The sequence below is a fragment of the Paenibacillus sp. 481 genome (genome assembly GCF_021223605.1).
In the GTDB taxonomy this organism is placed as follows: domain Bacteria; phylum Bacillota; class Bacilli; order Paenibacillales; family Paenibacillaceae; genus Paenibacillus_B.
In genome coordinates this window covers 5512968-5531644 of the sequence record NZ_CP075175.1, presented here as the reverse complement: position 1 = coordinate 5531644, position 18677 = coordinate 5512968, and the positions used below count along the sequence as shown (strand labels likewise).

The following is an 18677-nucleotide window of genomic DNA, read 5'->3' as shown; positions in this document are numbered from 1 at the left end:
TATAATTACATAAACGAGAGGGGATATTTAACAATGAGAACGAATAGCTTTTACCCAGTGATTTTGACGGAGCAAGTTGACATAAGCGCTGCGTTTTACACGCGCCATTTTGGATTTGAGGTCGTATTTGAGGCGGATTGGTATGTCAGTCTAAGATTGGCAAATGGCCATAGCAATGTTCCTTACGAATTGGCTCTACTGGATGCGACGCATTCCACTATACCGGCGGCTTATCAGCGCACCGTACAAGGTTTAATTCTTAATTTTGAAGTCGACGATGTAGATGCAGAGTACGATAGACTGATTAAAGGGGAGCAGCTCCCGTTGGAGCTCGACATCCGTGACGAAGCCTTTGGCCAGCGCCATTTTATTACGCGTGATCCAAATGGTGTGCTTATTGATATCATTACGATCATTCCTCCCGCTGAAGCCGAAAGTAACCAATATGTAGAGAAAGTGTGGTTGGATGAAACGAAATAAAGAGGATACGAATGAAACGATCCGCAAGTTAATAGAAGTAGCGCGCATGTATTTTACAGAGCGTGGCTATGCGGATACCGCTTTGGAAGATATCGTTAACGAAACGCAGCTGACACGTGGAGCCCTGTATCACCATTTCGGAAATAAGAAGGGGCTGTTTCAGGTGGTGCTGGAATCGGTGCAAAAAGAGGTCGCGGAACGCGTTGAAAGTGAGGCCGCTCAAAGTGAGGATATGTGGGAGCAGTTGTTCTTTGGCTGTCGAGCGTTTGTGGCTGCGGCTGTGGAACCGCATAATAAGCGCATTATGCTCATTGATGGCCCAGCGGTGCTAGGGTGGGAAGAGTGGCGCAAGATGGACGAGCAGCATTCCATGCAGTTGATGCGCTCGCAGCTTCAACTCATGCAGCTGCAAGGCTGCTTTGCAGGGGTATCCATCGATGCGTTGACTCATTTTCTTTCGGGTGCGCTGAATGAATCGGCGCTCTGGATTGCACAAATGCCGAACAGTGAGCAATCGCTAGCAGAGAGTATGGGTGTCATCTCTCTTTTACTAGAGCGGTTTAAATCGTAATGTCCTATACCAAAAATGGAGTGTGAACATTAGTCGTTCACACTCCATCCTCTAATTAAGATCGGGTACCAATAGGTCTTGCTTATTGTTCTTGTTCTTGTTCTTCTTCCAAAAATGTCACATAAATCTTCCAGCTATTGTCGCTCATCTTTTTCAACAAATAAATGCCGTCAGACGAGATCGTATTCGCGGAAAATGAATCATCTTTAGTCATCGTCATTTTGACGCTACCGCCTGTCGATTCAACCACGGCAAAACGGTCGGATTTATGGGTTACCGTCAGCTTTTGCTCACTTACTTTTTCTACTTTGAATTCGAATCCTTGCTTCACTAAATCTATCAACTCATCCGAATGATACTTACTATTTGCTAAGCCGTAACCCGTATAAAATTGGGCATCTACATCATGAAAGCGGTCATAAGCTTTATCATTAATCGCTTGATTCCACGTCTTCTCCAGATTCAAAATAACAGCTTTAAGTTGATCATCCTCAGGCAATGCGCTGCTTTGCAAATCTAGTGCACGCTGCAACATAACAACAGCTTCAGCTCGCTTTGCGTTGGCAAAAGGCTTGAATTGTGTCGCGCTAGCGCCTTGCACGATACCTGCTTGACTCGCTTTTTGAATAGCTTGTTTCGCATAGTATTCAGGTACGTCCTTAAATGACTTCGCAGTTCCTTCAAATGACACGGAGGAAGAAAAGGCGTTAACGATCATGGTCGCAATCTCGCCACGTTTAATAAGCTGATTAGGCCCGAATGTAGTTTCACTCATGCCGTTCACGATACCGAGGGAGCTGGCAATGCGAATCGGCTCGAAATACCATTTTCCTTGCTTCACATCAGTAAATGCGGTGCCAGAAGCATCGCTCGTTAACCCTAACGCGCGAACCAAAATCGAAACAAATTCCGCACGGCTAATGGAATGGTTAGGCTTTACGGTTACAGTTCCTTCGTGATCAACATAACCGCGCAGTAAATCTGCATTAATGAAGTTATCCAGCGCATCATAGGCCCAATGGTCATCCATGTCTACGGGGTAGTACATGTCCGTGGCAGCGATTTCAGCGGCCTTTGCTGGCGTGGAAAAAAGTGGGAGAACGAGTAGGCTAGCTAGTAATAAAATAGTAAAACGACGGAAATTCATGCGTTTCATGATGTTGTTCCTCTCTTGGTGAAAAATATTAACATGAAAATATTATCAAGATACCACAACTTTTTCTAGTGGGTGATTTAGGAACTTGTTAGCGAACGTGTTAGCGAACGTGTTCATTTGGTCAAAACAGGAAACAGTGAAGTGAGTGTCGAATGAAAATAGTTAAGGATGTTCATTCATACCATTCAATCTTCATGGGGGTAAAGACATTGCGAACAGAGCAGCAGATGATGGATGTGATCATACAGACAGCGCGGGAGGATGCGCGGATATTCAATTTTACTATGACAGGGTGCAAATCTACATAGCCACAAGTTCAATCACATCAGCAGAAAAGGGGATTCAACATGCTACCATACCCAACCGCAACAACGAGAGAAGAAAAGCGGGCTATGATCAACGATATTGCCAATCAATTACTCGACATTCACGGAGATATCATTATCGCTGTTGGAGCTTATGGCTCGATTGCTCTCGAAATAGACGGCCCGTACTCCGACATCGAGATGTATGTCGTCACGAGAGACGGGATGAATATACAAGGTTATGAGTTTATTTATGGGGAATTCAAAATTGAAATTGCCGCTATACAAAAGAGTGAGCTTGTGAAGCGAGCAATGGCGGTTGATGATTTATGGGCCATTAAAGCAGGTAGTTTTATTCACGTTCTTGCTATTTATGACCCAGAGCGCGTATTTGCTGAACTCAAAGAGTTACCTATGCAAGTGAGTATGGAAGCGATTAAAGATACGATGCGAGAATTTATGATCTGGGAGCCCTATGAGACGATGGGCAAAATACGCAACAATTATTTGGCTCGCAATCTGAATTATATTCCAATGGGAGTTAAGGATTTGGTATGGCAAACGACCAAGCTGATTGGACTGGCCAATAAACAGTACTTTTTGACAAGGGCGAAGGCGTTTGAACAGTCTTTGAACATGGAATCCAAACCTGTCGGTTATAAGGAACTCGTGTTGCTTGTTATGGCGGGGAAATTAGACGATACCGAACAAGTGTATCAGCTCTGTGAGAAGTTATGGATGGGCTTAAACGATTGGTTGGTAGGGCTGGGAATCGAATATCGAATCGAACAGCTTCCGTTTAGGAAGTGACAGTCGTGGGTTAATGGATGGATATATAACAAGAAATGAAAGAGGGAATGGCGTTGATTGGACATAGCAATCTTGAAGAATATCTGGATCCTGTAAATTATGATCTTGAGTTTGACGGTGAAATGGACAAATATCAGTTCTATCTTGAGCTTGCTAGATCGAGTCTTGGGGAAGTGTTAGAGCTTGCTTGTGGTACAGGCTTAACAACGATACCCCTGTCGAAAGCTGGCATAACGATAACCGGTGTAGATATCTCTTCAGCGATGATCGCATATGCGCGGTTGAAGGCGGAAGAGTTGACTGCTACTTTTATGGAAGGCGATGCCCGTACCTTCGAATCGGACAAGCAATTTTCGATGATTTATTTGACTGGTAATGCATTTCAGGCCTTCTTAAGTGATCAAGATCAAATCGATTTGCTCACGACCGTTCACAAACATTTACAACCCGATGGAATCTTTGCATTTGAGACTCGTAATCCGGAAGGAACGGATTTATCCGATGAAGAGGAGACAGAATGGGGATCATTTATTGATAAGGATGGAAATCACGTCAAGGTATCAGGCACACAATGTTACGATGCTAGCCAACATATCATGCATTGGGTCACGATGCGTGATTGGGGGGATAAGCGAACGACTTCCCGAATTGCTTGTCGGTTCACAGATCAGGAGACGCTGCATGCTTTATTAACCCGTCACGGTTTTCGCGTCGAACATCAATATGCTGATTGGGATAAAACGCCGTTCTCTCCGTTATCTGCATCTATCATTAGCGTCTGTAGGAAAGGTTAGGAGAGACGTAATGCATTGGAATAGAAAAACCCCCTCTGGCCGAGGGGGTTTTTGGTGTTCTAAGTTCAGCATCCTCTTCGCACTAATCATTCAATCGGTCCGCGGGATATTCGTGTTCTCCACCCGTGCGCAAAGATAACGGCTAATTGCTGTAAGATAACCTTATTTGCCGGTTTGCATGACGAGCCTTTGACATTTAATAGTTTATGGGTTAAACTAATATTATAGTTTAGGGGGTCAACTTTTATGGATGAAAAAATGGATACTAAACAGGATGCGAAATGGTGTGAAGCGATTCAGCTGTTTGAAGAGGTCATGATCTATGGAACGAACCATATTATGAACGAGCTGAAATTAGACATTTTTAAAGAGCTATCTGTCGAACAGGTACGGCTATTAGACCTATTAAATACGCAGGGCCCTTTAACATCCACCGAAATTACAGAGCTTCAAGGTGGACACAAAAGTGCGACTTCTAATCGCATCAAGAAGTTGATTCAAAAAGATTATGTACGATTCGAGCAAAAAGAGGGCGACCATCGCATTAAGCATGTCGTCATAACGGACAAAGGATATGCCGCAACGAAGGTAGCGAATGAGTCGTCTTTTAAGTATTTCCAATCGTTGTTATCTGATGTGACGGAGGAAGAGATTGAACAGTTGATGGTCACTTTTAAAAAAGTAAAGGCGATCCTGTTAGCTAAATAAATAGGCGGTGTAAGCTGTAAGCAGACCTAATTCAAGGGGGAACCAACATGGAAACGATCAGAAAATCACTACCGCAAGACGCGAAGAAAGCTGCTAAACTCATGTTTGACGCGATGGATTGGCTGGGAGAACTGTTTCAATTAAACACCGACAACAGCACGAAGTTAGTTGAAAAGGTGTACTTACAACCTAACACGAGATTTAGCTACGGCCACACTTACGTCGTTGATATCGATGGAGAAGTAGCAGGTGTGTTGACTACAGCTGAGGGTGGCAAGCTTGATCAGCTGAATAAGAACGCGGCGCTCAAAGGCTATAGCTTCATTACATTCAAAGGCATAATGAACGTGCTGAAAAATGCTTTTAACTTATTAAAAACGAAAGAAGCATTAGATGATGAATACTACATCACCACGCTAAGTGTAGATTCCAAGTTCCGTGGCAAAGGAATCGGTACGAAGCTCATGGATCTTGCAGAGCAATTAGCACAACAAAATGGCTATCGCAAATGTGCTTTAACTGTAGATGCTGGCAATGTGAAAGCAAGAAGATTGTACAATCAACTTGGTTACGTTGAACAAAATGAATTCAGGCTTATGCATTACACCTTTGTCCGAATGGTTAAGTCGCTGTAGTAGGGAAGCTTGCTTGCTTCGTCTGAATGTTCATGAATTTGCCACATATAGAACGACTATATTTATGTAGAGATATAACTTTGGCGTGGGGTATCATCCCACGCCTTTTGTGCATTTCATTTTCATCTAAACGATAAAAAATAAATGAAGATTTCAAAAACCGTGATGTATAGCGATGTTCTTAATCATGGATATTGCTTAGATAGTTAGGTCATATTTTCCAGTACAGGCTAGTATACTTTAACGTCTAATCAAGTTATTTATTTTTTGCGACAGAAAGGACGAAGAGAATGCCAATAGTACGCCGTTATACCGTAACGACAAATGGTGCGATGACGTTTACAGGTAATAGCTTGGGATTCGGTTCCATTAATCCTAGTTATAACGACATTGGAGCTTTCATTACATTGGACTCTGCGCAACAAGTTGCAGGTTTCCCAGCAGGTAGCACATTGAATTGGAAATTAAACGCTTCTCAGGCCGTCTTAAAATTTCCAGCAGCTAGTGAAGTGTTGTATGCCGAGCTGATCTGGGGAGGCACCGCCAAATTTAATAGCGTGGATGTAACAGGGGACATCAACTCTCCGATCAATTTCACCAATCCACAGGGGGCCGTACAGCCGATTACCCCAGATGCGGTAACTGCCCAAGTCGTCGATCACGAAAAACATACCTTTTACATTCGATCAACGGATGTTACCGCACTTGTCAAGGCAGGCGGAGCAGGAGCTTATACCGTCAGTGGCGTACCGGCTACAATCTTGAGACCAAGCAAAAGCAACTCAGCGGGCTGGACGCTTGCTGTCGTATACAAACATACTTCTTTACCTCCACGTAATATGAACTTATATGTAGGTACCGCCTCCGTGGAAAGAGGAAGCGTCGTCGATCAGACGATTACGGGCTTTGGCACACCGGAGTCCAAACCATTTAAAGCACGAGCCTTATTGTCAGCGATCGAAGGTGACAGCTACATTACGAAGGATCAATTCTTGTTCGGTCCATCTCCAAGCAACTTACAACCGATCTCCGGCCCGAACAACGCCGTGGACAACTTTTTTGCTTCCCAGATCAACGATGATGATGGAAATTTAGATACGAGTGGAACAGCAGGAACGAACAACGTTACGCCAGGACAAAAACAAACCGCACAACGCTATGGCTGGGATATTACGAACGTTGATATTTCCAATGCCATGGATACCTCACAGACCTCAGCAACTGCACGTCTCAAAACCGACATGGACGGATTCGTCTTATCTGCTCTAGGTATTCAAATTGATGTAAACAGTCCGAATATTAAGATCGACAAAACAGTCGATAAGGATATCGCGTTAGTCGGTGACGAACTAACGTACACCATTTTAGTGGAAAATAGCGGACTCGTCGAAGCACAGAATGGCGTTTTTAAAGACATCCTTCCCGCTGAATTGCAATTTGTGCCCAACAGTTTAACGATCGATGGACAAGCCAAGCCAGGTGACGATCCAACCAAAGGGGTCAACATCGGTTCTGTAAGTCTCGAGGGGCCCACCGAAATCGTGTTTAAAGTAAAAGTAACCGCCGTTCCGCCGAGTGGCAAGGTGAGTAATACGGGGACGCTCGATTATGAGTTTCAAAGTGCAGCAGGGCTTCCGCTCACCTCGGGAGCTAGTAGTTCGAACGCAGCAGATACGGTCATTAAGCATGTGCAAGTGGACTTGGTGAAGAGTGAAGATCGCTCCGTGTACGACAAAGTAGGCGATGTGATCACGTATACGCTAGATGTGACGAACAACGGTGATACACCCGTAGATGCGCTGACGATTAAAGATGCGATTCCTGCGGGCACGACGCTCGTTCCAGGCAGCATCAAAGTGAACGGCACACCTGTGGCAGGGGACTTAACAACTGGAATTCCCCTCGGTACCTTGAATCCTGACCAATCGGCTGTCATTACGTTCCAAGTCGCGGTACAAAAACCGCTGCCAGCGAAAGTAGATAACAAAGCGGAAGCCGCTTATCAATTCCAGTTGAAGCCAGGTAGTGATGTGCGTCAGGATACCGTAGCGAGTAATGTGATTACAGCTTGGTTGGAAACCGATTGTCAAAAGGCACAAAATCAAATTTTTGAGTCGGTGGCCCAACAAGAACTCGGCTTGATGAGAATCCTGCAAGCAGAACGAGTAAAAGTGCAGAACGCAGTAAAAGCGTTTGAAGAGGGGCGAATTTCCGCGCAAGAGCTTGCGACGATTAATCAGAGTGTGGAGAAAGTCGTGCAAAAGACGGCACTGCTGGAAAAAGTGTTGCAGGAGAAGCTGGGAGTCGCGAAGCAGGTCTGTTGCTAGGAACTTAGGTTTGTTGCTAGGAACTTAGTTTGGAACGCGAAGACATGTGCAGGATTACGCTATCTTGCGTGTTGGCGTGCCAGATTTAGGGGAACGAGTTTAGAGGAAAGAGGAGGAGCAAGATGCCATTTATTCATCGTTTTACCCAAACCACAAATGGAGCGATTACGTTTACCGGAAATACATTAGGCTTTGCCGATGGCAGTACGGACATCGGTGCATTTCTGGCAACGGATACGTCGAAGCAAGTGTCAGGCTATCCCGCTGGGAGTACATTAACGTGGCAAGAAAATTCCGCTGCGGCCGTGCTACGCTTCCCTGCAGGTAGCGAGGTATTGTATGCGGAGTTGATTTGGGGCGGATCGACGAGGGATGACTCTACGGATATCGGATCAGCTATCAATAGTTCGGTTTCGTTTACGACTCCAAGTGCTGCTCACTCTATCGCACCAGATGCGATTACTGCGCGGGAAGAGTCTGCGAATGGCCAAGTGTTCTATGTGCGCTCTGCAAATGTAACGAACTTGGTGCGCAGCGGTGGAGCGGGAACTTATATCGTAGGTGGGGTTCCTGGAACAGTTAGGGACTGTACGTTACTAGCTTCGACGAATACGGTCGGGTGGACGTTAGCTGTGGCGTATAAACATCCAACGCTTAAAATACGCAATATGAATATTTATGTCGGATCGCAACTTATTACGATGTTCAATCCCCCCGTGGATGAGCTTATTTACAACTTCAAATCGCCAGAAGGTGGCGATATTCGAGGCCGTGTGCTGCTCACCGCGATGGAAGGCAACTCTAGTCTTCCTGGTGATCGGTTTGAGTTTGGGCCTGATCGTTCTTCCCTTGCGGTTATTTCAGGGCCGAATAACGCTGGCGACAATTTTTTTGCCTCGCAAATTAACGATGATCAAGGAAACTTAGATACGAGCGGAACAGCGGGATCACTGAATACACCCGTATGGTCTGACGGATATGGCGTACGATCTGGTTGGGACATTACGAATGTAGACGTTTCGCATACTTTGCGTCATGGTCAAACGGAAGCGATCGCACGCATTGCAACGCAGCAGGATACGTACTTAGTGAGTGGATATGGCGTACAAATTGACGCCAACAGCCCAATCGTCAAGATGAATAAGTCTGGGGACAAGAAACAGGCTGTCGTTGGTGAAATTGTAACGTACACCTTGGAAGTCAAAAACGACGGCTATGTCGATGCGACGAATGTCATTTTTAAGGATCACCTCGATCCAGAACTTGAATACGTGCCAGATAGCTTGCGAATCCGCGGGGTGGCCGCTCCAGGACACGATATCGCAGCAGGTGTGAACATCGGTACCTTAGCAGTCGGTGAAACGGTCATCATCACGTATCAGGCTAAGATCACGAAGGAACCTGACGATAAAGTGGTGCATAACCAAGCATCGATGACCTTTGATTTTCAAAGTAGACCAGACTTGCCGCTTTCGACTGCGACCAGTGTAAGTAACAAGCCTGGAGTGGAAGTCATTGAGCCGCCGAATTGTGAAGACGGAAAAAATGCGATCATTCAAACGATTGCCGCGGCTGAGCATAGTATTGCTCGCATATTGCGTGCTGAGGCGGAAAAAATTGAAGCGGCTGCGCGCGCGTTTGCCGATCAAAAAATAGCCGTGCAAGATCTCGCTAGCATCAATGACAGTGTCGCGGACATGCTCGACAGTGTGATTGCACTGGAAAGCGAGCTCAAAGACAAACTTGCGGCTACCAAAACCGTTTGTAATTTTTGCTCCTGATTCAAGGATGAAAGGGTGAAGAATGATGTCTCGCAATAAAAAAAGCAAAGCGGCTGCGGATGCGGATGTAAGCACGGAGGCCACTACCTTAGCGGTGGACAGTCCGACAGTGGAACTGAATAAAAGTGTGAACAAAACGGAGGCGAAGGTGAAGGAGCTATTGACCTATACCATTCTCGTCACCAATACGGGCCTCGTTGATGCACAGAACGCGATTTTGAACGATCTGCTTCCTGCACAATTAAAGTTTGTGCCAGGTAGTGTCTTGGTGGATGGCGTTGTTCAACCGAATGCCCATGTCCATAGTGGAGTCTTGCTAGGAACGGTAAGGACATCCCAACTGATCGAAGTTACATTTTTAGCGAAAGTCGTTAATATCCCTCCGGATGAGCTTGTAAAAAACAAAGCGACCTTAGCGTACCAGTTCCAAACTGCATCTGGATCGCCAGTCACGGTAGGTGAAGCGACTAGTAATGAAACGAAGACGAAAATTATCGTGCGCCCGCCTACGAATTGTGAGAAGAGCCGCGATACGATCGAATGGACGATTAAACAGGAAGAGAAGGCTGTTCAGGAGCTGTTGGCTGCTGAAGCAGCAAAAACACGCGCAGCGAATGCGGCTTTACTGAGCGGCAAAATTACGAGTGCGGAGCAGCAAGTGATTGTTCAGAGTGAACAGAGAACCGCTTTAGCCCTGTCAGCACTGACACAAGAGCTGGGCAATAAGCGAAATACGATTCAGGATTTGTGTAGTGGTTGCAAGTAGAGAGGAAGCAGGAAAAACGTTGGGAAGACGCTGGGAAGACGCGAGTGATCATTCTAACGCATGGTCCAGAACGATGCTGGGGCAGAAAGGGTGAGGGACATGGCTGATCGTCCGAACGTGAGTATTTTAAAGGAAGTAGACAAAACGGATGCCAAGGTAGGCGATATTTTAACGTATACGTTTACCGTTGCTAATGACAGTCCAGTTGAAGTGACGAATTCCAAATTCAAAGACTTTTTATCGGATGAGGTCAAATTCGTTCCCAATAGTGTGACAATCGATGGCGAAGCGAAGCCTGGAGAAGACCCAACGAAGACAATCACACTTGATCGGGTAACCATCGAAGGTCCAGTCGTCATCACGTTTCAAGTGGAAGTGGTCAAACCCCATCCAAGCGGTGTGATTAAAAATAAAGCCTATATGGGGTCTCAATATGCTGGTGGGTATGTCGATACGATCAGCAATGAGGTACAAGTGAATGTGCCCGCAGGGCGAACGGCTTGTGAATGGTCACGTGATCTGATCATCCATTCGATTGCACAAGAGGAAAAAGAGCTCGCTACCGTTCTTCATATGGAAGGTGAAAAAATTCAAGCCGCTGTTAACTCATTTCGGGCTGGACGGATCACCGTGACGGAGTTGCTAGCTATTAATCAAAGTGCAACGAAGGGTGTGCAGCAAATTGCGAATCTGGAAAAAGAGCTGAAGAACAAGCTCATTCAGGTGAAAGACCTGTGCTGTGCTTGTAAGTAGAGATAGAAACCGGTCACGAGAGAAAGGGTGAGAATCATGTCGTTTATTCAGCGGTATTCAACGACGACGAACGGGGCTGTTACGTTCACAGGTAACACACTCGGTCTTAGTCATACGAACACCAGTTATACCGATATTGGTGCTTTCATCACGCTAGATTCAGCGAAGCAGGCAGCAGGGTATCCTGCTGGCACGACGTTGAATTGGAAAGAAAATGGTTCTTCGGCACAGCTGCGCTTGCCTGCGGGTAGCCAAATACTATATGCAGAGCTGATCTGGGGCGGATCAACCAAAACGAGTACCGAGGATGTAACGAGTGAAATCGATCGGGCGATCACGCTCGTTACGCCTAAGGGGACCTCTTCCATTACTCCCGATCCGACTACAGGGCAGCAAGTCACACAAGCGAGCCAAATCTTTTATGTTCGCTCTGCCAATGTGACAAGCTTGATCGCGTCAGATGGGGAAGGTAGCTACACCGTTAGTGGTGTACCTGCTACTGTCCAACGATTCAAAAGCAATAACGTAGCAGGTTGGACGTTATCTGTCGTTTATAAGGACCCTACACTGCCGCTTCGCAATATGAGCGTGTATGTGGGAACCGCATCCATTGAGAGAGCGGGAGCGGTTAATCAAAAAATTACAGGTTTCTCTACGCCTGATCTCGGGGCTGTCAAAGCAAGACTGCTGCTGACTGCGATGGAAGGAGACTCCAAGATACCGGGGGATCAGCTTTTTTTTGGGAAAGACGCCACTTCGTTAAAGCCGATCTCAGGCCCTAATAATCCGCTTGATAATTTCTTTGCCTCGCAAATTAATGATGATGCAGGGAACTTAGACACGAGCGGTACGTTCGGGAACGTCAATGTCACGCCAGGAAGTGGCGGAGCAGCGGCTCGTTACAACTGGGATATTACGAATGTAGACGCTTCTACAGCAATGCAAAATTCGCAGACCGAGGCTTTGGTTCAACTGACTTCCAAATCAGACGGTTATATCGTATCCGGTATAGGTGTCCAAATTGATGTCAACAGTCCTGAGATCAAAGTGACGAAAGAAGTCGATAAAGAAGCTGCTGTCGTTGGAGAAACGCTTACGTACACGATCTTGATCGAGAACAATGGCATGACGGAAGCGCAAAAAACGATACTTAAAGATACCCTTCCACCCGAATTAAAGTTTGTGGATGGTAGCTTGAAGGTCGATGGCGTAACAGTGCCTAATGGAGACCCTACAAAAGGGGTAGATATCGGCTCCGTTTCGATTGAAGGGCCGACGCAAGTCACTTTTCAGGCCGTCGTATTAAAGGTTCCACCTCACAATCAAGCGGTGAATAAAGCTTCAGTTGTGTACGATTTTCAGAGCGCCCCAGGCTTGCCAGTCTCGTCAGGGGCGGCAAATAGCAACGAAGCGACCACGGTTATTCGAAAAGTAGAGGTTGCAGTTGCGAAACGGCAGGATTTGCCCGTTTATGTGAAGGCGGGCAACGTCATTACGTATACGATTGAAGTTGCGAACACAGGAGATACGCCGATAACTGATGTTGTGGTGGAGGATCAAATTCCAAATGGAACGAAGCTCGTTCCGGGCAGCCTACAAGTGGACGGACGTCCACTCACAGGCAACATCGAAACAGGCGTCAACATTGGAACTGTGGCGCCTGGAACGACAGCGCAAGTCACTTTCCAAGTGCAAATCGACAGTCCAGTGCCGAAGAAAGTGACGAACAAAGCGAAAGTCGACTATAAGTATAAACTTATTACTGACGGCCAAGTGTTCCGCAAAGAAGAGCAGACGAATGAAGTGACGGTGACTCACGAACCGAATTGTAATGAAGCTCAGAAAAAAATCGTGACAGCTGTTGGTGAGGCTGAACTAGCTGCAGCAGGCATTATCGCAGCACAGAAATTAAGCATTCAAGATTCGATTCGGGCTTTCAACGATGGCAAGTTAAATGCTGAACAGTTGCTCCAAGCCAATGAGCAGCTCACACAACAGCTGGCCAAAATAACGTCAAACGAAAAGCAGCAGCAGGATACGTTGCAAAAAGCGAAAAAGCTCTGCTGCAAAAGTGACGATGACATTGACTTCAGTGGTGTCTATATCATTAAAAATAGAGGCAGCCAAAAAGTGTTGAGTGTCTTAGGCGAATCCAAAGATAATGGCGCGAATGTGGTGCAATGGGAGTACCACGGCGGCGATCATCAAAAATGGAAGCTAGAGAAGCAAGCCGATGGATACTATACGTTTAAAGCGTTACATAGCGGAAAAGCGCTTGAGGTGTATGGGGCTTCGACAGCAGGTGGTGCCAACGTGCAGCAATATGAAGGCAATGGTGGAGACCACCAAAAATGGAAAGTGGTCAAAAATCCAGATGGATCGCTGAAATTTATTGCGAAGCATAGCGGCTTGTTACTTGATCTTGCGAGTAATAATCAAGCAAACGGAGCTAATATTCAACAATGGCCAGACAATGGCACACCGGCGCAGCATTGGGAACTGACGAAGGTTTAATGCGGAGATCGGACAGCATTTGAGCATTGCATGATGAACATTTAAGCCAAGCCAGCATTGTGACTGGCTTGGCTTTTTTGTTATACGAAGTGTCTGTAGAAAATAAAGTATTAGACTGGATGCCTTGATTCCACGCGGCTTTTAGAAGTGCCATAACGCGTTGATTTCTTTGTTTTTCGGTCCAAGCCTATTACAATTTTCATAATTAAGGATTTGAATCCCTTTATTTTCACATCAAATTATCATGAATTTTTCAGGGGTAACTAATTATTATTTCTTTTGTTAACTTCAATCGCGATGAACTCCGGCAAATAATCGGGAGTACAGCCCTTTGATACCATTTCATCTTTATAAAGACCTGTTTTCTCACCAAGTTTAATACAACGTGCTCGATTCTTTTGATCATAAACGCCTATCCAGCCTGCGGTGAAATTCATAGCCCATTGAACTTCCGGTTCTTCCTGCGTAATATTAGCTTCTAATGTAGACAGTAAGTCTGCGGTGTTATCAGGCGGTGTTTGTCCAGTCCATCTCAATCGTGCTTGATAATACCAGAAAGTTCGCCTTTGAAGAGCAGAAGGGCTATTTTCCCATGACTCCATCAATGCAATTGTCTTCTTGTCTTTGGTGAGCTGATTAGCCATTAACCAATCCATTAAGTTATTTCGCTCATCAAAAGTGTGAGTCTGCATATCCTTATCAAGCCTATTTAGCACTTCTTGTGAAAGAAGTTTTTTATCCATAATTAAGATTGCTAATAGTCTGGGCAAAAACTCTTCGGTACTCCAAAGTTCCAATGCTAGTTCGTGATCTTTTTTAATGTCCTTTGCGATTTTTCGTAAGTCGCCTAGCTTAGTTTTGCTGTTGATCTGAGGTAGAATGTTTTCTGTTTTTGAAGAACGTTTTATTTCTTTACCTTTATATTCATTCATTTTATACAACTCCTTTATTAAATCACTGTTTCATAATATGTCCTTGTTGGGATATATCAAGAATTTAATTTCGTTATAAGTCTTATTGTAGTGGTGTGCCTCCAAAGTTTACCTTTTTAATATTGTGACATTATTAAATTTTCTCCAACTACCGCTAGTCTAAAACTTTATTTTCCCAGTCTAATACCTTATTTTACAGGCATTTGCGTTTGAAGGATCATCAACAACCACACTATCGTTATGTGCAATGTGGTTTCTAATGAGGTTGTAAGTAGTTATGTGATTCCATTCTTGTGAGTTACTATCTGGAAACGCTATGCCTGCTACACTTTTTAAATAAATCTGAGCTTTTTTACAAACTTACAATAATTAATTAATTCAACCTCAAAACTGAAATAGCAACTAGTAAACACAGATTTTCTTAACAGATCAGGGTACCTTTCGTGAAGCTTGTATCCTCCTTCACCGTGGTAATAAGTGCTATAAAAATCATCTAGTTCATCCTCAGGAATCTTTCTTGCCTTCCTATCAACCATTTGATTAAATTTCTTTTGTTTAACTACTAAGAGCTCTTCAAGCGTACTGGAATAATCCCTTAATTCGTCTAAGTTCATGCCTAAAAATATAGAGAGTATCCATCCGTTTTAACATCCCCTTTGATAGATTCATAGAACGTGTGATCGGAACATAAATCCGTTTTTTCATTTATTTTGATGCCCTTTTTCTCTATACTAATCGTTTTTTTAAAGTGCCGTTTTATAAGAATGTGTATGAATTGCAGATATTTGAAGTTTACGGTAAATCCGTTTGAATATAGGATTTGAGGTATGACGAAGCTGATTTTGCTGGAGGTGAAGGATATGTACCGAGGGGTCAGGTATCATTTGACCGTACTGGCTTTTATTTCGCCGCTGTTGCTGGGTATGTTGTTTTTTTCCGTGTATCCGATGATTTCCGCGCTATTGATGAGCTTTAAAAACACGAAATCGGGGCAGCACTCCGCACCGTGGATCGGGCTCAAAAATTACGAATACTTACTCAGTGATCCGATGTTCTGGAAGTCGATCTACAATACGTTGTATATGGGCGTTTTATCCGCCTGTCTGGGTATCGTATGCTCGTTTATCCTTGCTTCCCTGATCAACGGCCAGAAAAGAAAATCGGCCAAAAACTTCTTTAAGGCGATTTACTTTTTACCCAACATCGTGTCCATCGTGGCGACGAGCACTTTGTTTTCCTTTATTTTCTACCCGTCGGCGGAGGGGTTGCTCAATCATGCGTTAGGCTGGTTCCATATCGAACCGGTCGGCTGGTTTACGAACCCGCAAACTTCGCAAATAAGTATCGTGCTCATGTCCGTCTGGTATGGGCTGGGATACAATACGATCATTTTCCTGGCCGGGCTGCAAAGCGTTCCCAAAGATTTGTACGAAGCCGCCGAAGTGGATGGGGCGGGCATATGGCGGAAGTGGACGGGCATTTCGATCCCTTACATGCGCCCGATCTTTCTGTTTATGATCGTGATCGGCATGATCGACGGGATGAAACGGTTTACGGACGTATGGCTGATTGGCGGAACCGCGGGAAATCCAAACGGAACGCTGATGACGGTGGTACTTTACATTTATCGGCAAGGCTTCTTGTCCTCGGAGATGGGGCTTGCGACCGCCGCCTCCTACCTCCTGTTTGTTCTCATTCTATTGCTATCCGCCGTCATGATCCTGGCGAATAGAAGGAAGTCCGATTTTTATTAAGAGGGTGGGGGGTTCGTATGCTTCGTATGGTGAGCGCCCAGAGAATCGCTTTTATCGTATTGCTGCTTGGTTCCTTCATTATGGTTTCTCCGCTCGTATGGATGGTGTCAACCAGCTTTGACTGGGGAGCGAGGCTGAACATGTCGTTTCCCCCCAGATTTTGGCCCGAGCAGTTTTCGCTGAAGCCGTATAAGGCCGCGTTTACGAATGTCCCTATGCTGAAGTATATTGTTAATTCCTTTTACGTAGCAGCGGGGGTTATTACAGTCAGCATTTTATCGGCTCTACTATCCGGATACGCATTGTCCAAGCTCAAATTCAAATGGTCGAGCCTCGTTCTGATCCTGGCATTGAGCACGATGATGATTCCGTTCGAAGTGACGATGCTTCCGCAGTATTTGTTATTTAATCAGGTGGGCCTTCTAGATACTTACTGGGCGTTTTATTTGCCCGCGCTCAACTACGCTTTCGGTACTTTTTTGGCAAAATCGTTCATCGATCAGCTGCCCACGTCGCTAAGAGAAGCCGGCATTATCGACGGTGCTGGAGAAGGGAGCGTGTTCTGGCGAATTTATTTTCCGCTTTGCATGCCGATTGTCGTTACCCTTGTCATCCTGCAATTTCTGCACATCTGGAACGATCTGCTATGGCCGCTGCTTGTATTGTCCACATCCGACAAATACACGATTCAATTGGGCGTTGCGATGTTCACTTATGCGCGAGGCAACAATGTGACGCCTTCCATCGTCATGGCCGCGGCTACCGTAAGTCTCGTTCCTGCGCTGCTGATGTATTTGTTTCTTCAAAAATATATCGTGGAAAGCATCGCGTATACCGGCATTAAGCAATAAACCGGCGAATCGCACGAAATTTATTGTTTTTAAAGTCATGTTGTATAAGATTTTATACGATTTGCTCTTATTCAAAGTGTACGAAATGCGTCCTTCGTTATACGATTTTATTAGGGCGTCATCTTGAGGAAACTAAAAATCGAAGGGAGTTCACGGCATATGAAGAGAAATTTAGTAACGATTGTATTCGCTATATTGGTCCTGTCGTTGGTTGCCGCTTGTTCTTCGAATCAGCCTTCGTCCTCGGAAAACAATAGCTCCAATACTCCGAATCCGAACGGAGCGGTTTCACAGGTTTCGGGGGTAGTACGGGTCGCTATTGCAGGCTGGCAGATAGAGAACGGAATCGATCCGATTACGGGTATGGAAACGATCGGCCTGAATCAATTTCTGAAAGATCAATTTTATCCGAAATACCCGAACATCAAACTTGAAGTATCGCAAACGCCTTGGGAGAACGTGCTGGCCAAGCAAACGGCCGAGCTGTTAGCAAACAACGTCGACGTGCTGTATACCGGTTACGGGTCCGTATTTAATCAACAAGGCTTGCTTCGCGGCTTGGACGATTTGATCGCAAAAGATAAGACGTACGACAAATCGATTTACCTTAAAGAAGTATTTGAATCCGCTTTCAACACGAACGACGGCACGAAACAAATCGGCTTGCCGGCGGCTCTCGGCAACCGAACGACGATATATGACAAGCAGCTGTTCGACGAGTGGGGCGTAGCGTATTTGTCGGAGCATCCGACGCCGGAGGAAATTTTGGATAAAGCGAAGAAAATGACCGGAAAAAACCCGAAAACGGGCAAGCAAAATTACGGGCTATGGTTTGAGGGCAACTCCATTCCCGGCGCTACCTTTATCGCATTGGCCAAATATTACAAAGCCGAGGGAGCTGCCGGAAGTCTGAACGATAAGAAAAATATCAAATGGAATCTCAATTCCCCCGAAATGGTCAAAGTGATGGAATGGCTGCAAGAAGCGGTGAAATATATGAACCCAGCGTTCGTAAACGGAAAAGGCAGCGAAAGATTCGGCCTCGAAGACAATAACACGGCCATTCAGCTGGACGGGTTCGGCTACCCCGTACTTGTCGACTATCAATCGACGGGCAACGAAAAACTGATGAAGCGTTACGGTTCCGCCCTGAACCTTGGACCGAAAGGAGCGGGCTGGGTTGCCGTCGATTCGATTGTTATGGCCAAAAACGCGAAAAACATCGAAGCCTCTTGGGAAGTCGTCAAATTTCTGGCCGGCTACGAAAGACAGAAACATTGGTACAAGGACTTCCAATTTACGCCATCGTTGGCGGCTCCGGATTTCACCGATCCGAAGGATCATTTCCTAACGACATCGCTGAAAATCGCGGCCGTGACGAAACCCAGCTTGCTGGATGAAGTCAACCCTTTCTTCAACAGCGAATTGACGCCTGCGGTTAACGGCTTCATCAGTCAGGCCGCCAACGGCAAAGCGCCAGATATCAAACCGTTCCTAGATAATTTGCAGCAGCGCGCGGAGAAATGGAGCGCCAAATAAA

At 45.5% G+C, this 18677-nt stretch carries 17 protein-coding genes; 14 read left to right on the top strand and 3 right to left on the bottom strand.

Annotation, left to right across the window (positions count from 1 at the left end):
• Window positions 1-33: 33 nt before the first annotated feature.
• Window positions 34-480 (top strand): VOC family protein, encoded by a 447-nt coding sequence (locus tag KIK04_RS23700; RefSeq protein WP_232276239.1) that lies wholly within the window; start codon window positions 34-36, stop codon window positions 478-480.
• Window positions 467-1051 carry a TetR/AcrR family transcriptional regulator gene (locus KIK04_RS23695; RefSeq protein ID WP_232276238.1) on the top strand — a complete coding sequence of 195 codons (585 nt, stop codon included), beginning with the start codon at window positions 467-469 and terminating at the stop codon, window positions 1049-1051. Before KIK04_RS23700 ends, KIK04_RS23695 begins: the two co-directional genes overlap by 14 nt.
• An 82-nt stretch (window positions 1052-1133) precedes the next feature.
• On the opposite strand, the gene KIK04_RS23690 is transcribed toward KIK04_RS23695, so the two are convergent.
• The gene (locus KIK04_RS23690) at window positions 1134-2207 is read right to left on the bottom strand and encodes an S-layer homology domain-containing protein (RefSeq protein ID WP_232276237.1); all 1074 of its coding nucleotides are present in this window, start codon (window positions 2205-2207) and stop codon (window positions 1134-1136) included.
• Between the two features lie 347 nt (window positions 2208-2554).
• Here KIK04_RS23690 and KIK04_RS23685 point away from each other — a divergent pair, with 347 nt between their 5' ends.
• The 9 genes from KIK04_RS23685 to KIK04_RS23645 all read left to right on the top strand — a co-directional run bounded on the left by KIK04_RS23685 (window position 2555) and on the right by KIK04_RS23645 (window position 13600).
• Entirely contained in the window at window positions 2555-3322 is a 768-nt protein-coding gene (locus KIK04_RS23685; protein WP_232276236.1) for a kanamycin nucleotidyltransferase C-terminal domain-containing protein, read from the top strand.
• A 35-nt stretch (window positions 3323-3357) separates the two neighbouring features.
• Complete coding sequence (locus KIK04_RS23680; RefSeq protein WP_232276235.1) at window positions 3358-4116, top strand: class I SAM-dependent DNA methyltransferase; 759 nt, start codon at window positions 3358-3360, stop codon at window positions 4114-4116.
• A gap of 246 nt (window positions 4117-4362) precedes the next feature.
• Window positions 4363-4824, top strand: coding sequence for a MarR family winged helix-turn-helix transcriptional regulator (locus KIK04_RS23675; protein WP_232276234.1), 462 nt, complete (start codon window positions 4363-4365; stop codon window positions 4822-4824).
• A 47-nt stretch (window positions 4825-4871) separates the two neighbouring features.
• Complete coding sequence (locus tag KIK04_RS23670) at window positions 4872-5459, top strand: GNAT family N-acetyltransferase (protein ID WP_232276233.1); 588 nt, start codon at window positions 4872-4874, stop codon at window positions 5457-5459.
• A gap of 290 nt (window positions 5460-5749) precedes the next feature.
• A complete protein-coding gene (locus KIK04_RS23665; RefSeq protein ID WP_232276232.1) occupies window positions 5750-7786 on the top strand; it encodes a DUF11 domain-containing protein in 2037 nt (678 codons plus the stop codon).
• 122 nt (window positions 7787-7908) lie between these two features.
• A complete protein-coding gene (locus KIK04_RS23660; RefSeq protein WP_232276231.1) occupies window positions 7909-9567 on the top strand; it encodes a DUF11 domain-containing protein in 1659 nt (552 codons plus the stop codon).
• Between the two features lie 22 nt (window positions 9568-9589).
• A complete protein-coding gene (locus KIK04_RS23655) occupies window positions 9590-10333 on the top strand; it encodes a DUF11 domain-containing protein (RefSeq protein WP_232276230.1) in 744 nt (247 codons plus the stop codon).
• Between the two features lie 99 nt (window positions 10334-10432).
• Entirely contained in the window at window positions 10433-11086 is a 654-nt protein-coding gene (locus tag KIK04_RS23650; protein WP_232276229.1) for a DUF11 domain-containing protein, read from the top strand.
• A 36-nt stretch (window positions 11087-11122) separates the two neighbouring features.
• The gene (locus tag KIK04_RS23645) at window positions 11123-13600 is read left to right on the top strand and encodes an RICIN domain-containing protein (protein WP_232276228.1); all 2478 of its coding nucleotides are present in this window, start codon (window positions 11123-11125) and stop codon (window positions 13598-13600) included.
• 263 nt (window positions 13601-13863) lie between these two features.
• Here KIK04_RS23645 and KIK04_RS23640 read toward each other — a convergent pair whose 3' ends face one another.
• Window positions 13864-14532 (bottom strand): DNA alkylation repair protein, encoded by a 669-nt coding sequence (locus tag KIK04_RS23640; RefSeq protein ID WP_232276227.1) that lies wholly within the window; start codon window positions 14530-14532, stop codon window positions 13864-13866.
• 332 nt (window positions 14533-14864) lie between these two features.
• Window positions 14865-15146 carry a hypothetical protein gene (locus KIK04_RS23635; RefSeq protein ID WP_232276226.1) on the bottom strand — a complete coding sequence of 94 codons (282 nt, stop codon included), beginning with the start codon at window positions 15144-15146 and terminating at the stop codon, window positions 14865-14867.
• 213 nt (window positions 15147-15359) lie between these two features.
• Here KIK04_RS23635 and KIK04_RS23630 point away from each other — a divergent pair, with 213 nt between their 5' ends.
• The 3 genes from KIK04_RS23630 to KIK04_RS23620 all read left to right on the top strand — a co-directional run bounded on the left by KIK04_RS23630 (window position 15360) and on the right by KIK04_RS23620 (window position 18676).
• Window positions 15360-16286 carry a carbohydrate ABC transporter permease gene (locus KIK04_RS23630; protein ID WP_232276225.1) on the top strand — a complete coding sequence of 309 codons (927 nt, stop codon included), beginning with the start codon at window positions 15360-15362 and terminating at the stop codon, window positions 16284-16286.
• A 17-nt stretch (window positions 16287-16303) separates the two neighbouring features.
• Window positions 16304-17137: a carbohydrate ABC transporter permease gene (locus KIK04_RS23625; RefSeq protein WP_442951121.1), complete on the top strand. Its 834-nt coding sequence runs from the start codon at window positions 16304-16306 to the stop codon at window positions 17135-17137.
• 159 nt (window positions 17138-17296) lie between these two features.
• Entirely contained in the window at window positions 17297-18676 is a 1380-nt protein-coding gene (locus KIK04_RS23620; protein WP_232276224.1) for an extracellular solute-binding protein, read from the top strand.
• Window position 18677: the final 1 nt, after the last annotated feature.

Excerpts from the sequence above, each read along its gene's own strand:
- KIK04_RS23700 (WP_232276239.1), top strand. The coding sequence starts at position 34 with ATGAGAACGAATAGCTTTTACCCAGTGATTTTGACGGAGCAAGTTGAC.
- KIK04_RS23695 (WP_232276238.1), top strand. The coding sequence starts at position 467 with ATGAAACGAAATAAAGAGGATACGAATGAAACGATCCGCAAGTTAATA.
- KIK04_RS23690 (WP_232276237.1), bottom strand. The coding sequence starts at position 2,207 with ATGAAACGCATGAATTTCCGTCGTTTTACTATTTTATTACTAGCTAGC.
- KIK04_RS23685 (WP_232276236.1), top strand. The coding sequence starts at position 2,555 with ATGCTACCATACCCAACCGCAACAACGAGAGAAGAAAAGCGGGCTATG.
- KIK04_RS23680 (WP_232276235.1), top strand. The coding sequence starts at position 3,358 with ATGAAAGAGGGAATGGCGTTGATTGGACATAGCAATCTTGAAGAATAT.
- KIK04_RS23675 (WP_232276234.1), top strand. The coding sequence starts at position 4,363 with ATGGATGAAAAAATGGATACTAAACAGGATGCGAAATGGTGTGAAGCG.
- KIK04_RS23670 (WP_232276233.1), top strand. The coding sequence starts at position 4,872 with ATGGAAACGATCAGAAAATCACTACCGCAAGACGCGAAGAAAGCTGCT.
- KIK04_RS23665 (WP_232276232.1), top strand. The coding sequence starts at position 5,750 with ATGCCAATAGTACGCCGTTATACCGTAACGACAAATGGTGCGATGACG.
- KIK04_RS23660 (WP_232276231.1), top strand. The coding sequence starts at position 7,909 with ATGCCATTTATTCATCGTTTTACCCAAACCACAAATGGAGCGATTACG.
- KIK04_RS23655 (WP_232276230.1), top strand. The coding sequence starts at position 9,590 with ATGATGTCTCGCAATAAAAAAAGCAAAGCGGCTGCGGATGCGGATGTA.
- KIK04_RS23650 (WP_232276229.1), top strand. The coding sequence starts at position 10,433 with ATGGCTGATCGTCCGAACGTGAGTATTTTAAAGGAAGTAGACAAAACG.
- KIK04_RS23645 (WP_232276228.1), top strand. The coding sequence starts at position 11,123 with ATGTCGTTTATTCAGCGGTATTCAACGACGACGAACGGGGCTGTTACG.
- KIK04_RS23640 (WP_232276227.1), bottom strand. The coding sequence starts at position 14,532 with ATGAATGAATATAAAGGTAAAGAAATAAAACGTTCTTCAAAAACAGAA.
- KIK04_RS23635 (WP_232276226.1), bottom strand. The coding sequence starts at position 15,146 with ATGAACTTAGACGAATTAAGGGATTATTCCAGTACGCTTGAAGAGCTC.
- KIK04_RS23630 (WP_232276225.1), top strand. The coding sequence starts at position 15,360 with ATGACGAAGCTGATTTTGCTGGAGGTGAAGGATATGTACCGAGGGGTC.
- KIK04_RS23625 (WP_442951121.1), top strand. The coding sequence starts at position 16,304 with ATGCTTCGTATGGTGAGCGCCCAGAGAATCGCTTTTATCGTATTGCTG.
- KIK04_RS23620 (WP_232276224.1), top strand. The coding sequence starts at position 17,297 with ATGAAGAGAAATTTAGTAACGATTGTATTCGCTATATTGGTCCTGTCG.